This window comes from Shimia sp. R9_2 (assembly GCF_017743735.1).
Lineage (GTDB): Bacteria > Pseudomonadota > Alphaproteobacteria > Rhodobacterales > Rhodobacteraceae > Shimia.
The window spans coordinates 169,682-183,177 of record NZ_JAGHRO010000006.1 but is presented as its reverse complement, the minus strand read 5'-3'; the positions used below and the strand labels follow the sequence as shown (position 1 = coordinate 183,177).

The following is a 13,496-nucleotide window of genomic DNA, read 5'->3' as shown; positions in this document are numbered from 1 at the left end:
AACTCCCCTTTCTGGATATGCTGCCCTAAGCCTCTCTTAGCGACGGAACGTCAACCCTCAAAAACCGACCCTTCAGACGATTGAACCGTCGCTCTCAAGCCTTATTCATGCTCTTTGTTAACCAATTGGAGAGCGACGACTCTGTGTCAGTCCTGGGCCATCCCAGATGCGAGCCCTAACATTTCTGCATACGCATTCTCCAGAACCTCGCTGAGTCGCGGCTTCGCATTCTCGTCTCAGTCCGCAAACTGGCAAAGAGACTAGCGCCTAAAACAGAAGTAGTTCTCGCCCACTCTCAACCCATGGGTCAACAATTCAGAATGTCTCGCAACATTCAGATTTTTCCTTGGTACAAATTTATCCAATCCCTGATCTTCTGGCAGGCCACTTGGTTTCTCTATTTCGAAAGCCGGTTGTCTGCCCCCGAGGCCATTTTGCTCTATGTGGTCTACGATCTGGCCACAACCGTGTGTGAAGTCCCCTCCGGCTACATGTCCGACCGACTGGGCCGCAAACGCACACTCCTTGCGGCAGCACTAAGTTACGTTTCAGCCACCATTCTGCTGGTGTTCGGGGACGGCTTCACACTCTTTGCAATCGCCAACGTATTGCTGGGCGCTGGTTGGGCCTTTGCTTCTGGAACTGACAGCGCACTTCTATTTGAAAGCCTAAAGGCAGAGGGTCACGAAAAGGATATTGAATATCATAAACTTAAGGCATGGCGGTTCAGTTTCGTGGCGCTTGCACTCTCCGCCCTCAGCGGAGGTATTTTTGCGCTCTGGGATGAGATCATCCGCTATGTGACGACCGCCTGTGCAGCCATCGGCACATTTGGCATCACCTGCCTGTTCAAAGAGACGCCACATCTGACCACGCCGCCGCACCGCGAAAGTCTGCACGCGCTGGCCAACAGCTTATCGCATCCAACGCTGCTTTGGTTGCTCGGCCTCGCGCTCGCGATGTACGCCTTCGGTCATATCCCCTTTGTGCTCGGGCAACCCTTTATCCGCGAGGCTTTGGAGGCACGTGGGTTCGCCGCTCAAACGCCGCTGATTTCCGGCGGCGTGACCTTCTCGATGATGCTGGTTTCTGTCCTGACCGCGCTTGTCGCGCTGAAACTCCGCACACGTTTGGGTTTGGCAAGAACGCTGCTTCTGGCCTTTGGCATACAGCTCGCCCTCACCGCAGCCTTGGCGATCTCCAACAGCCTGTTTGTCATCGCCCTGCTGCTCTTTCGTATGGTGCCGGACTCGCTATCAGACCCATTCATACGTGCGCGCATTCAGCCGCTGCTGAGCAACGACATCCGCGCCACCTATCTGTCGGTGCAAAGTCTGGCTGGGCGCGTCCTATTTGCCCTCATGCTCAGCTTTACCGCCACCCAAACCGAAAGTGGAGCACAATTGCCTTATACGGAGATGCAGGTGATTTTCGGCGCCTACACGCTGCTCGGCTTGTTGCTCTTCGCGGCTCTCGCGCTAAGCGCCCGCCATGCGCAGCTCGACATGTGATCTCTGAGCCCCTCTGCGCTTGCCTCCAACCAAACGCAGAGGTGCGCATCCGAGGGGCTGTCAGATCAGTCAACAATAGGCGTAAGCATTTGCGCAAACGTCGTGTCAGGGGCCGCTGCCACACGCAGAGCACGTGGTGTCTTTGAACCACCAAAGGTGATTTGAACGCCGACATAGGCCTTCACCGAATCGATGGTAACATCGCTGCCGTTGAACTGCTCTGTCAAAGACAGGTAATCGAGGCCGGCATTCAGCATCACATCGCGCCCTTCGCCAATTGCCCCAATCTTATGGCGCACGTACAGGCCCGCGCCCGGCCCGTTCACAACATCAATGCCAAAGCCGGAGTCGATATCATTCTTGCCATCAGCATAAAGCGCATAGGCTCCAAAGAATGTGTTTCCAGAGGCCAACGCATACTCCGCTTGCAGCTTTGCAATCACAGCCTCATCCAGCGTTTCAGGATCTTCGGCGGCATTCACATCCATGAACAGCAATGAGCCGCCATAGGCCCAGCTGCCCCGTTCGACGCCAGCCCCTGCCCCCAGCAAGCGATAGGTCACATCCTGATCCGTGCTGTCGCCCAGAAAGTCGACCTGCCCCACCCCGGCGATACCGCCAACATAGTGACCTTCAGACAATAGCCCAAACTGCGCGGTCAGTTGTGCGGCAGTGTCCACGCCCTCATTGGTTTCTTGTCCGGGCGTCACAAAATCCTCAAGCGACGTATTGCGGTAGCCCCCATCGACCCCAAACGTCAAACCGTTGTCCAACCTGGCTCCAAATCGGCCATTCAGAAAACCAGCACGGAAGTCTTCCGGCTCATCCGGAAAAGACGACTGATTGAGAGCACTCCCGCCTTGGTCAAAGAGCTCCACGCCAGCGCCCAATTCGCCGAATGTGGCGATCTCTGCGTACAAAGGTGCCCCTGCCGCGGTTGCAAGAACAACCACCGCCATTTGTATATTTTTGTTCATGTCCGTCTTGCCAGCTTAATTCCCCATGACCCCAAAGGCTGGTTCAAGCCCCAAGCCGCTTGAGTAAAAATTTAACTATTGGGGTCGTCGCAGGCGAACAAGTTAACGCGGCGCCATAAGTGAACCTCAAGACGACCTGTTGCCATTCCGCAATTAGAGTCCACCTAGAATTGCGCCTCAAAAAGCAAATCGCGGAGACCGACAAAGGCACCTCCGCGATACAGTCGCGATACAGCTGCAATACCGACGTGATACAGACGTAGATTTTACGCCTTCAACTACTCCCAAACGTAGTTGAAGCTCACGCTGACACGCTCTTCTTCCGACATGTTCATCGGCACTTCATGGCGCAACCAGCTTTCCCACAGGAGGACATCGCCAACCTCTGGTTTTACATAGACAAACGGCTGCAAATCCCGCCGCGCATCCTTATGGCGCACCGGTGCTGCCATCATCCGCCCGGACCGTGGATCTTCCAGTTTCAACGCGCTCGCACCTTCGGGCATGGAGACATAAGTGGTGCCACTGATCACCGAGTGCGGGTGAATATGAGACGCATGCATCCCGCCCTCTGGAAGAATGTTGATCCAGATATCCTCCAGCTTCAGCGCACGCCCATCGAGGTTGAATTCCAGATCTTTTGCGAAAGCTGCCACATGCAGGTCCAGTGCTTTGACCACATCCGCAAAGATTGGGAACCGCCAAGGCAAATCGGTGAGCGATGCATAAGAGGTGTAGCCCGGATAGGCATTGTTCTCGCACCATTCCTGCCCCGCTTCATCGTCTTCAGCGATCGAGAAACAAGAGGCTTCAAGCTCTGCGGTATCCACGGCAGGGCCTTGTTCAGACAGACGCGCCCGATAGAGCCGCGTCACAAAAAGAGATTCGATTGTAGACATGAGTCTTTCCTAGCGGTCGTCGCGACCAATGGCGAGACACTGAGTGAAACAAGGAATTACCGCTCTGAAAACATTAGATTTAAAATGGCAATTAGAATGCCAATTCGCCACCATATTCGCTGCTACGTTAAATTAACCCGTGGTTGCTACCTCTTTAGTCACATTGGCCATTAGCAATTTGCTAGTGAGGGGAAGAGAGCATGAAATCCAAGGTTACAGTCAATTTCGCGATCCTAACAATCATCGTTATGGCACTCACCGTAATGGGAGGTCTTGCGGGGATCTCGCTCTATTCCCATAAGATGCGCGATGACATGCAGCATCGGGTGCATAATATCGAAGAGGCAATGATTGCCGCTGAGAATATCAAGATCGAATTCCTTATGGCGCGGCGCGCGGAAAAGGATTTCCTTCTGCGACTGGATAGAAAATATGTCGATCGCCACGCTGCGGTGATGACTGACCTCAACGGTTTTATAGAGGAGTTGGAGACACTTGTGACAGAACTGCCAGAGCTCCAAAGTGCTTCCGAACCGCTTTCCCAGTTGAAAGAGCATATCTCTCTCTATGAGGAGAGTTTCCAAGAAATTGCGGCCAGCAATCAGCGCCTCGGCCTCACGCAATCTGACGGTCTCAAAGGCGAACTGAGCGAAGCCGTGGCCGCCATGGAGACAAGCCTCGAAGGCGTAGCGATTCCGGTTCTTCGGGTCAAAGTGCTGACCATGCGCCAACATGAGAAGGACTTTCTCCTCGACCCAAGCGCACATTGGCTGGGCGAAGTGTCCAAACGCATAGAAGAGTTCCGTGGCTTCCCTGTCTTCTTTTATGACAGCGCGGCACAGCGAGAAGGCATCCTGCCCCATCTAGATGCGTATCAGGCCTCATTCACCGCCCTGGTACAGGAAACTCTGACTGAGCTCGGCCAACGCAGCGATGCATCTGCCCATTTTGCAAATGCCGAACCGCTCATGGATCAACTGCTGAATGAGGTTCAAGGCGCGGCCAACAATATCCTGCACGAAAGCGAAATCCTCAGCCAGCAGGCGCAAATGAGCTCCCGTTGGGCTGCCATTATAGGCGGCGGGCTCTTTGCCATTCTGGCGATCCTGCTTGCACGCGGCATCTCCCGGCCGCTTCGAAAAATTGATATTGTCCTGAAAGAAGTTATGGCGGAAGACTTCTCTAGCGACCTTCCGAAATCCCGCATTCGCGAGATGGCTGATATTTCAGAGGCTGTGGCAGTATTCCGGAATTCCGAAGAAACACGCATCCATCTTACGCGGGAAATATCGAAAGTCATTGATGCTTGTGGCGAAGGCGATTTTTCCCGTCGGATAGACATCGGTAATTCCGACGGCGCCTTTGCGGAATTAGGACGCGGGGTGAACGCAATTGGTGAAGTGACCGAAAGAGGCCTCGGCGACGTAAAGGAAGCCCTCGAAATCCTGGGAACAGGGGATCTTTCTCAAAATATGCCGTCCGGACAGAAGGGTATTTTCAAAGACATCTCTGATACGCTGGATCATCTGGTCGGCAGTCTTGACGGGATGGTGCGCCAGCTTTCCTCTTCGTCCAATGTTCTCAATCGCACATCGAAAGAAATCTCATCCTCGGTGGATGATGCCTCGCGCCGAGGAGAAATTTCTGCGGCCTCCTTGGAGGAGACATCCTCTTCACTTCAAACCGTTGCACAAACTGTGAACAGCACAGCACAAAGCGCACAAGAAGCACGGACACACGTCAATAACGCACAAGAGAAGGCAGAAGCCACGCGTACCGTTGCCGACCAAACGGTGGCGGCCATCCAGCGTATCAAAGAAAGCTCTGATGCGATTTCGCAGATCTCCGGGCTGATTGAAGATGTGGCCTTCCAGACCAACCTGCTGGCGTTGAATGCCGGCGTCGAAGCCGCCCGCGCAGGCGACGCAGGACGTGGCTTTGCGGTTGTGGCCTCTGAAGTGCGCGCTTTGGCACAACGCTCGTCTGATGCGGCACATGAGATCAACACACTGATCTCCAGCTCGCAGGCTGAGGTGGTGAACGGGGTTGAGTTGATGGATGAAACCGGAGACTCTCTCGGCGAAATCCTTCAGGCAGTGGAACAGGTGGTCGGCAAAGTGAATGAGATCGCGGAAAACGCCGCCGATCAATCCTCCGGCCTCGCGGAAGTCAACGCAGCGGTGGAAAGCCTCGACCACGACAGCCAGAAGAGCGCCGCAATGCTTGAGGAAACAGCGGCCTCTGGGCAGGTGCTGCTCGGGGAAGCTGAAAGCCTTGTACGGGCCATCTCCGGCTTTAAGCTCAAGGATCAAGCCACTGAAGAGAGCGATGAAGACGCGCTTGATGAAGAATGGGCCGCTGCCTGATCCATAAATGACAGAACAAATCAGAAAGCCCCGCAGTTCATGTGGGGCTTTTTGCTTGAAGCGCACCATTGGCGGCTCCGCTAGAAGATGCCCTGTCTTTAAGGCGCTTTGCACAGCTGAATGAATACATGCAGAGCCGGTTTTTCTAAGACAAACTGCGAGCCACTTTGCGGTTAGACCTCGCGCAAAATCTTTCATGCCTCAAAAAGAAACCCCCCGCTGTTTCCAGCGAGGGGTCAATTCTCTGAAGATGGTGAGCGTCGCTCACCAACCTCTTACCAGTCTTCGCGAACGACGACGCGGGTTTTGACAGGAAGTTTCATCGCGGCAAGGCGCAGAGCCTCACGTGCGATGTCTTCGTCAACACCGTCGATTTCGAACATAACGCGGCCCGGCTTCACTTTGCAGGCCCAATAGTCCACGGAACCTTTACCTTTACCCATACGGACTTCGGTAGGCTTCGAGGTCACTGGGGTGTCTGGGAAGATACGGATCCAAACACGGCCCTGACGTTTCATGTGACGGGTCATTGCACGACGTGCTGCCTCGATCTGGCGAGCGGTCACGCGTTCCGGTGTGGTTGCCTTCAGGCCGAAAGAGCCGAAGTTCAGGGTGGAGCCACCCTTGGCTTCGCCTTTGATGCGGCCTTTGTGCATCTTGCGGAATTTAGTACGCTTTGGTTGAAGCATTGATCAGTCTCCCTTAGCGACGACCACCGGCACCACGTGGTGCAGGGCCATCCTGGACTTCTTGTGCACGGCGGTCACGCGCCTGTGGATCATGCTCCATGATCTCGCCTTTGAAGATCCAGGTTTTGATACCAATGATCCCGTAAGCGGTGGTCGCTTCCACATGTGCGTAATCGATGTCAGCACGCAGGGTGTGCAGAGGCACACGGCCTTCGCGGTACCATTCGGTACGTGCGATTTCGGCACCACCCAGACGACCTGCGACGTTCACCCGGATACCCAGGGCGCCCATGCGCATTGCGTTCTGAACGGCACGCTTCATCGCGCGACGGAAAGACACACGGCGTTCCAGCTGCTGAGCGATGGACTCGCCAACCAGCTGAGCGTCGAGTTCCGGCTTACGCACTTCAACGATGTTGAGGTGCAGCTCGGAGTCAGTCATCGTCGCGATCTTCTTGCGAAGAGTCTCGATGTCTGCGCCTTTTTTACCGATGATCACGCCAGGACGTGCGGTGTGAACGGTCACGCGGCACTTCTTGTGCGGACGCTCGATGATCACACGTGCAACACCAGCTTGCTTGCACTCTTTCTTGATGAACTCACGGATCTTGAGGTCTTCCAGAAGAAGATCACCGTAGTCCTTGGTGTCAGCATACCAGCGGCTGTCCCAGGTGCGGTTCACCTGAAGGCGCATGCCAATCGGATTGACTTTGTTACCCATTAGGCTTGCTCCTCAACTTGACGCACCTTGATGGTGAGCTCAGAGAACGGCTTGATGATCTTGCCGAAACGACCACGGGCGCGCGGACGACCGCGTTTCATGGTCAGGTTCTTGCCCACATAGGCTTCGGCAACGATCAGGCTGTCGACGTCCAGGTTGTGGTTGTTTTCGGCGTTGGCAATCGCGGACTGAAGGCATTTCTTCACGTCCTGCGCGATACGCTTGTTGGAGAAAGTCAGGTCGGTCAGAGCCTTCTCAACTTTCTTGCCGCGGATCATGCCGGCCACCAGGTTCAGTTTCTGCGGGCTGGTGCGAAGCATGCGAGTTTTCGCCATTGCTTCGTTTTCAGCCACGCGGCGGGGGTTCTTTGCCTTGCCCATGACTTACTTCCGTTTCGCTTTTTTGTCGGCCGCGTGCCCGTAGTAGGTACGGGTAGGCGAATATTCACCGAATTTCTGACCGATCATGTCTTCGGTTACCAGCACAGGAACGTGCTTTTTACCGTTGTACACACCAAAAGTCAGACCCACGAACTGGGGCAGGATGGTGGAACGACGGGACCAAATCTTGATCACTTCATTACGACCGGATTCGCGAACTGCTTCGGCTTTCTTAAGCACGTAAGCATCCACAAAAGGGCCTTTCCATACAGAGCGAGACATCTATTAACGCCCCTTCTTCTTGGCGTGACGCGAGCGGATGATAAGCTTTTGCGACGCTTTGTTTTTGTTGCGGGTACGCGCACCCTTGGTCGGCTTACCCCATGGTGTCACTGGGTGACGACCACCGGAGGTACGACCTTCACCACCACCGTGAGGGTGATCGATCGGGTTCATGACCACACCACGAACGCTCGGACGCTTGCCTTTGTGGCGCATACGGCCGGCTTTACCGAAGTTCTGGTTGGAGTTGTCAGGGTTAGACACGGCACCAACGGTGGCCATGCATTCCTGACGTACGAGGCGCAGTTCGCCAGAGGACAGGCGGATCTGAGCGTAACCACCGTCACGACCAACAAACTGAGCGTAGGTACCAGCTGCACGGGCGATCTGGCCGCCTTTGCCTGGTTTCAGTTCGATGTTGTGAACGATCGTACCGATCGGCATGCCCGAGAACGGCATTGCGTTGCCCGGCTTGATGTCGGCCTTTGCAGACGCGATCACTTGATCGCCAACTGCCAGACGCTGAGGCGCGAGGATATATGCCTGCTCGCCGTCGTCATATTTGACCAATGCGATGAATGCGGTCCGGTTCGGGTCGTATTCGATCCGCTCAACGGTTGCCGCTACATCAAATTTGTTCCGTTTGAAGTCAACGATCCGGTAAAGGCGTTTCGCCCCACCACCACGACGACGCGAGGTGATCCGTCCGGTGTTGTTCCGGCCGCCCGATTTTGTCAGACCCTCAGTGAGGGCTTTGACAGGACGTCCTTTCCAAAGCTCCGAACGGTCGATCAGCACCAGCCCACGCTGGCCCGGCGTCGTCGGCTTGTACGACTTGAGTGCCATGCTTTCTGTCTTCCGTATAGCGCGCCAGACCTTAGGTTCTTGTCTTTGGTCCGGCTATGTTAAAGCCCCCCGAAGGTGGCCAAGTTTATAGGGCCCCGAAGGTCCCCGGTTCAAAAACGGTGCAGCCCCAGAACGAATCTGAGGCCACACGACTGGCGCGATGTAACAGGGATCGGAAAGGCTGTCTATAGCAGCGCCAAGATTTATTGGGGTTTGGCACACTGCGCCAGCGCCTGCTACCCAAGGCGGCTACCGCGCCTTTAGCCACCGGCCCGACGCAGCATCGTCACATGTGTGTCGCCGTACTTTCGGGCATCGATCATCTCGAACCCCTCAGGCGCCAGCTGAGGTGCATTCTCTTCCCAAACAATGAGCGCATCTTCGGCCAGCCAACCGTGTTTGACCGCCTCAACAAGCGCCCTTTGCCCAATCGACTTTCCGTATGGCGGGTCCAGAAACACCAAATCACAAGGATCAGCATCATTGGCGCGCAGTCTGGTCGCGTCCATTTTCAACAATCGCGTGCTAGCCTTGGCGTTGAGCCTTTGGATGTTGCTTTTGATGAGTTGCCCGGAGACGCGCCCATCGTCTACAAAAGTCACATGCTCAGCCCCGCGAGACATCGCCTCAAGGCCAAGCGCGCCTGTACCGGCAAAGAGATCCAGCACACGTGCACCAGTTATAGGATCGCCAAACTTGCCGCCCATAAGCACGTTGAAGAGACTTTCACGCACGCGATCAGTCGTTGGGCGCAGGTGCTTGCCCGCATCCCCTTTGCCCACAGCAGCCAGCGCTGTTCCGCGCCATGTTCCGGCAATGATCCTCACAGGCGCATCAAATCCTTGATCTCGATCGTCATGTCCGCAACAACCTCAGCACTTGGTGACTTACCGCCCTCGATCAGGCGTTTGCCGACCATATAGTCGCGTGCTGAATTCATCGCATCAACGGCAAGAAGCGTCTCACCCTTATAGTACCAGAAGGACTTAGCTCCATCGCCGTTGTCACGTGTCACGACGCGGTCGTAGCCCGAATTCAGGCCCGCAATCTGAAGTTTGACATCGTATTGATCTGACCAGAACCAAGGCTTCGCAACATAAGGCTTCTCGGCGCCCATAATGTTTTCCGCAACCACCTCAGCTTGATCAATGGCGTTTGGAACGCTCTCAAGGCGGATTTGCGCCGCTTTGTAGGGGAAAGAGGCGCAATCCCCTGCTGACCACACAGCCTCAACATCCGTGCGCCCCAGCGCGTCTGTCTTGATGCCGTTATCGAGCGCGATACCTGCGCCTTCCGCCAATGCAGTGTTGGGCTTCACGCCGACACCGACAATGACAAAATCCACCGCAAGCTGGGTGCCATCCGTCAGCTCAGCAGATACGACGCGCCCCTCGCCCTGCAAGCCTTTAAGGCCAACGTTTTCCAGAACCTCAACACCATGAGCTGCATGCAGATCGCGGAAGTAATCTGACGTTTCCGGTGCTGCCACACGTTGCAGAATGCGCTCTGACATCTCAACAAGTGTCACTTTCAATCCCTTGGACGCCGCCACCGCTGCAGCCTCCAAGCCGATATAGCCACCACCAACGATCAAAACACGGCGATCTTCGACAAATTCCGGCGCCATCGCATCGACATCTGCCAGATCCCGCACGACGTAGACACCGCCGAGATCGCCACCAATGGAGGCGGGCAATCTATTGGGCGTAGCGCCCGTCGCAAGGACAAGATGGTCGTAGGTCAGCTCTTCCGCCTCAGTGACAACCTTTCGCGCAACTGTATCGATTGCCGTTACACGGGTACCAAGACGCAGATTGATGTTCTGCTCTTCATAAAAGCTCTCAGGCCTCAGGAACAAACGCTCCAGCGTCATTTCACCGAGCAAATATTTTTTGGAAAGCGGAGGCCGCTGATACGGAAGCACATTTTCCGCCCCTACAAGCGTGATTTGCCCATCAAAACCAAGTGCGCGCAGTTTCGCCACACAGGCCGCACCGGCCTGACCAGCGCCTATCACAACAACGTGCGTCACGTTACACTCCCCTCGCGGCCATTGCGTCAATCGCATCGGAGCCTATATCCGCATTTCAGGGAAACGCAACGAAGAGTATAATCAATGACAATTTCTGTAGGTGATAACATCCCAGAGGGCACACTGATGAAGGTTGGGGCAGAAGGCCCGGAACCCGTCAGCGTTGAGAGCCTGACCAAAGGGCGCAAAGTTATTCTGTTTGGTCTGCCCGGCGCCTTTACGGGCACCTGTTCTTCAGCTCATCTGCCAAGCTTCATGCGCAACATGGACGCGTTCAAAGAAAAGGGCGTTGAGGAAGTGATCTGCTTGTCGGTGAACGACCCGTTCGTAATGGACGCGTGGGACAAGAACACTCAGGCCGCCGAAGCAGGCGTGACATTGCTGGCCGATCCCAGCGGCGCTTTGACCGTAGCCATGGGGCTGGAGTTCTCTGTGCCAGAGATCGGCTTTGTGAACCGCTCAAAGCGTTACGCCGCACTGCTGGAAGATGGCGTGGTGAAAGTGCTGAACGTTGAAGAGTCGCCAGGTGTTTGCGAGGTCAGCGCTGGCGAAACCATGCTGTCGGCCCTCTAAGCCAACCAGTTCTGGCGGCCCTTCCGGAATTCAGATCGGGCCGCCACACTTTAGAGCGAATCCATCTTCCGTGCGAGCTTGGCATCCAATGCCGAAATCCCACCGACATCGTGGGTCGTGAGCACCACTTCCACACGGCTGTAAACGTTGAACCACTCGGGGTGGTGGTTCCATTTCTCCGCCCAAATTGCGGCGCGTGTCATCCAGCCAAATGCCTCGACAAAATTGTCGAACTTGAATGATTTCTCGAGCGCATCCCGCTCCGTATCCAGGGTCCAGCCGTTCTCGAGAAGCGGCTCTAATACAGCGTCTCTCGCAGCTTCGCTTAGTCGCTCTGTCATTGATGGTCCTCCTCCGATGTCTTCTTAAACGGCCCCCAAGCCGTAAGCACTTCAACGTCTTGAGAGACGGCCCGACGTTCAGCCTCCAGGAATTTGTCAACGGCCTCCCGAAATCCCGCATCTCTTATCCAATGCAGCGAGTGAGTTGTGACCGGCAAGTAACCTCTTGCCAGTTTGTGCTCCCCCTGCGCGCCCGCCTCAACCGAAGACAGGCCGTTTGAAATGGCCCAGTCCATCGCCTGATAATAACACAACTCAAAATGCAGGCAGGGGTGGTCCTCAATGCAGCCCCAGTAGCGGCCGAAAAGCGCGTCGCGGCCGATGAAGTTCATGGCCCCTGCGACCGCTTGACCCCCGCGCATGGCAAACACGAGAAGCACATCCTCCCGCATGGTTTCGTGAATGATGTCAAAGAAAGTGCGGGTCAGATAGGGCGAGCCCCACTTGCGGGCGCCTGTGTCCTGATAAAAGCGCCACATTGCATCCCAATGCTCTGGCTGGATTTCGGCACCAGTTAGGGCGACAATTTCACCGCCAAATTTCTGGGCCTTGGAACGCTCTTTCTTGATGTTCTTGCGCTTGCGCGATGACAGCCTGGCAAGGAAATCATCGAAATTTTCATAGCCGTCATTCAACCAATGAAACTGCTGACCTGTCCGATAGGACAGGCCCAACTGTTTGCCGATCTCGGCCTCTTCAGGCGTGCAAAACGTGATATGCGCGCTGCTGAGGTCGTGATCATCCGCGATCTGGACCATGGCCTGCGTGAGCGCCGCTTGAGCACGTCCCCGCCAGTCTTTACGTCCTAGAAACCGGGGGCCAGTGACCGGCGTAAACGGCACCGCTGACTGCAGCTTGGGATAGTAGCGCCCGCCAGCCTGCTCATATGCATGCGCCCAATTGTGATCAAAGACATACTCGCCCTGTGAATGCTCTTTGACATACATCGGGGCTGCGGCGGCCAATCCCTCATAACTGCGGACAGTCAGGTAGCGCGGGTACCAACCTGTGCCGGCTCCCACAGAGCCGCTTTCCTCAAGAGCTGATAAAAACCGATGCGAAACAAATGGATTGGCACACCTCTGACCTGCCAGCCGGTCAGCATCCGCACAAGCGTCCCACTCGGCAGCGGGAATGTCGCGCAGCGTATTGTGGACTTCGATCTCAATTTGCTTGCCGTCCATGCCCGTTCTCCGAATGCCCAAGGCTACTCAGCACTTAGTGCGGAGCAACGCTCCGTTCCAGCTTTGATCACAATACGCAATAAGGGGACATCCGGACGTCACTTTTTGGTGGTGCTCGCCGAAATGCCTACCAAGAAAAAGGCGCAGTGCATTTGCCATGCACCGCGCCTTTAAAAAGCAAACCGTTTACGCGATCTGGAAAATCGCTTCGATTTCCACCGCAACGCCCAGCGGAAGCGCACCAGCGGACACCGCGGAACGGGCATGGCGGCCTTTGTCGCCCAGCGCTTCAACAAGGAAATCGGAGGCTCCGTTGATGACCTTTGGCTGATCTGTGAAATCAGGTGTAGAGTTGACAAAACCCACCAGCTTCACAACACGCACCAGCCGGTCGATATCGCCACCACAAGCCGCTTTCAGCGCTGCCAGCAGACTGATTGCACAAGTCTTGGCGGCATCTGCACCAGCTTGCGTATCCAAATCCGCACCAACTTTGCCCAGAATGAGCCCATCTTCATTCATGGAAATCTGGCCGGAAACATAGACCATGTCCCCAACGACCACATAAGGCACATAGTTTGCTGCCGGTGCGGCCACATCCGGCAAATTGACACCAAGCTCGCTCAGTTTCGCTTCGATCTTGCTCATTTTATTTGCTCCCAAAAGCCAAGGTGCCGCGACGCTAGACCCAACAA

15 protein-coding genes are annotated in these 13,496 nt (G+C 55.5%); 3 read left to right on the top strand and 12 right to left on the bottom strand.

Translation table 11 applies throughout. The annotated features are described in order from the left end of the window. The first annotated feature begins 320 nt into the window (after positions 1-320). On the top strand, positions 321-1,511 hold the full coding sequence (locus tag J7400_RS15270) for an MFS transporter (protein WP_209064828.1): 1,191 nt from the start codon (positions 321-323) through the stop codon (positions 1,509-1,511). A 65-nt stretch (positions 1,512-1,576) separates the two neighbouring features. Here the strand turns inward: J7400_RS15270 and J7400_RS15265 are convergent, their stop codons facing one another. After that, on the bottom strand, positions 1,577-2,488 hold the full coding sequence (locus J7400_RS15265) for a hypothetical protein (protein ID WP_209064826.1): 912 nt from the start codon (positions 2,486-2,488) through the stop codon (positions 1,577-1,579). Between the two features lie 278 nt (positions 2,489-2,766). Further along, a complete protein-coding gene (locus J7400_RS15260; RefSeq protein ID WP_209064824.1) occupies positions 2,767-3,387 on the bottom strand; it encodes a 2OG-Fe(II) oxygenase family protein in 621 nt (206 codons plus the stop codon). Between the two features lie 200 nt (positions 3,388-3,587). Here J7400_RS15260 and J7400_RS15255 point away from each other — a divergent pair, with 200 nt between their 5' ends. Next, complete coding sequence (locus J7400_RS15255) at positions 3,588-5,753, top strand: methyl-accepting chemotaxis protein (RefSeq protein WP_209064822.1); 2,166 nt, start codon at positions 3,588-3,590, stop codon at positions 5,751-5,753. Positions 5,754-6,028: 275 nt separating this feature from the next. Here the strand turns inward: J7400_RS15255 and rplP are convergent, their stop codons facing one another. From rplP to J7400_RS15220, 7 genes are all read right to left on the bottom strand, one after another. Beyond that, positions 6,029-6,442 carry a 50S ribosomal protein L16 gene (rplP, locus tag J7400_RS15250; protein ID WP_209064820.1) on the bottom strand — a complete coding sequence of 138 codons (414 nt, stop codon included), beginning with the start codon at positions 6,440-6,442 and terminating at the stop codon, positions 6,029-6,031. A 13-nt stretch (positions 6,443-6,455) separates the two neighbouring features. Continuing rightward, entirely contained in the window at positions 6,456-7,163 is a 708-nt protein-coding gene (gene rpsC / locus J7400_RS15245; RefSeq protein ID WP_209064818.1) for a 30S ribosomal protein S3, read from the bottom strand. Beyond that, positions 7,163-7,543, bottom strand: coding sequence for a 50S ribosomal protein L22 (rplV, locus tag J7400_RS15240; RefSeq protein WP_209064816.1), 381 nt, complete (start codon positions 7,541-7,543; stop codon positions 7,163-7,165). Before rplV ends, rpsC begins: the two co-directional genes overlap by 1 nt. A 3-nt stretch (positions 7,544-7,546) precedes the next feature. Next, positions 7,547-7,825, bottom strand: coding sequence for a 30S ribosomal protein S19 (gene rpsS / locus J7400_RS15235; protein ID WP_209064814.1), 279 nt, complete (start codon positions 7,823-7,825; stop codon positions 7,547-7,549). Between the two features lie 3 nt (positions 7,826-7,828). Beyond that, positions 7,829-8,671 carry a 50S ribosomal protein L2 gene (gene rplB, locus J7400_RS15230; protein ID WP_132862190.1) on the bottom strand — a complete coding sequence of 281 codons (843 nt, stop codon included), beginning with the start codon at positions 8,669-8,671 and terminating at the stop codon, positions 7,829-7,831. A 260-nt stretch (positions 8,672-8,931) separates the two neighbouring features. Further along, on the bottom strand, positions 8,932-9,498 hold the full coding sequence (rsmD, locus tag J7400_RS15225) for a 16S rRNA (guanine(966)-N(2))-methyltransferase RsmD (protein WP_209064811.1): 567 nt from the start codon (positions 9,496-9,498) through the stop codon (positions 8,932-8,934). After that, on the bottom strand, positions 9,495-10,703 hold the full coding sequence (locus tag J7400_RS15220; RefSeq protein ID WP_209064809.1) for an FAD-dependent oxidoreductase: 1,209 nt from the start codon (positions 10,701-10,703) through the stop codon (positions 9,495-9,497). The genes rsmD and J7400_RS15220 overlap by 4 nt, the downstream gene beginning before the upstream one ends. A gap of 84 nt (positions 10,704-10,787) precedes the next feature. On the opposite strand from J7400_RS15220, the gene J7400_RS15215 reads away from it, so the two are divergent. Next, complete coding sequence (locus tag J7400_RS15215; protein ID WP_209064807.1) at positions 10,788-11,276, top strand: peroxiredoxin; 489 nt, start codon at positions 10,788-10,790, stop codon at positions 11,274-11,276. Between the two features lie 50 nt (positions 11,277-11,326). On the opposite strand, the gene J7400_RS15210 is transcribed toward J7400_RS15215, so the two are convergent. The 3 genes from J7400_RS15210 to J7400_RS15200 form a co-directional block, all read right to left on the bottom strand. Continuing rightward, positions 11,327-11,617 carry a 4a-hydroxytetrahydrobiopterin dehydratase gene (locus J7400_RS15210; RefSeq protein WP_209064805.1) on the bottom strand — a complete coding sequence of 97 codons (291 nt, stop codon included), beginning with the start codon at positions 11,615-11,617 and terminating at the stop codon, positions 11,327-11,329. After that, positions 11,614-12,801 (bottom strand): GNAT family N-acetyltransferase, encoded by a 1,188-nt coding sequence (locus tag J7400_RS15205; protein ID WP_209064803.1) that lies wholly within the window; start codon positions 12,799-12,801, stop codon positions 11,614-11,616. The genes J7400_RS15210 and J7400_RS15205 overlap by 4 nt, the downstream gene beginning before the upstream one ends. A 186-nt stretch (positions 12,802-12,987) precedes the next feature. Continuing rightward, positions 12,988-13,449: a RidA family protein gene (locus tag J7400_RS15200; protein WP_209064801.1), complete on the bottom strand. Its 462-nt coding sequence runs from the start codon at positions 13,447-13,449 to the stop codon at positions 12,988-12,990. Positions 13,450-13,496 lie beyond the last annotated feature (47 nt).

Bases quoted from the DNA above. Each gene is read 5' to 3' on its own strand.
- J7400_RS15270 (WP_209064828.1), top strand. From the start codon at position 321: ATGTCTCGCAACATTCAGATTTTTCCTTGGTACAAATTTATCCAATCC.
- J7400_RS15265 (WP_209064826.1), bottom strand. From the start codon at position 2,488: ATGAACAAAAATATACAAATGGCGGTGGTTGTTCTTGCAACCGCGGCA.
- J7400_RS15260 (WP_209064824.1), bottom strand. From the start codon at position 3,387: ATGTCTACAATCGAATCTCTTTTTGTGACGCGGCTCTATCGGGCGCGT.
- J7400_RS15255 (WP_209064822.1), top strand. From the start codon at position 3,588: ATGAAATCCAAGGTTACAGTCAATTTCGCGATCCTAACAATCATCGTT.
- rplP (WP_209064820.1), bottom strand. From the start codon at position 6,442: ATGCTTCAACCAAAGCGTACTAAATTCCGCAAGATGCACAAAGGCCGC.
- rpsC (WP_209064818.1), bottom strand. From the start codon at position 7,163: ATGGGTAACAAAGTCAATCCGATTGGCATGCGCCTTCAGGTGAACCGC.
- rplV (WP_209064816.1), bottom strand. From the start codon at position 7,543: ATGGGCAAGGCAAAGAACCCCCGCCGCGTGGCTGAAAACGAAGCAATG.
- rpsS (WP_209064814.1), bottom strand. From the start codon at position 7,825: ATGTCTCGCTCTGTATGGAAAGGCCCTTTTGTGGATGCTTACGTGCTT.
- rplB (WP_132862190.1), bottom strand. From the start codon at position 8,671: ATGGCACTCAAGTCGTACAAGCCGACGACGCCGGGCCAGCGTGGGCTG.
- J7400_RS15215 (WP_209064807.1), top strand. From the start codon at position 10,788: ATGACAATTTCTGTAGGTGATAACATCCCAGAGGGCACACTGATGAAG.
- J7400_RS15210 (WP_209064805.1), bottom strand. From the start codon at position 11,617: ATGACAGAGCGACTAAGCGAAGCTGCGAGAGACGCTGTATTAGAGCCG.
- J7400_RS15205 (WP_209064803.1), bottom strand. From the start codon at position 12,801: ATGGACGGCAAGCAAATTGAGATCGAAGTCCACAATACGCTGCGCGAC.
- J7400_RS15200 (WP_209064801.1), bottom strand. From the start codon at position 13,449: ATGAGCAAGATCGAAGCGAAACTGAGCGAGCTTGGTGTCAATTTGCCG.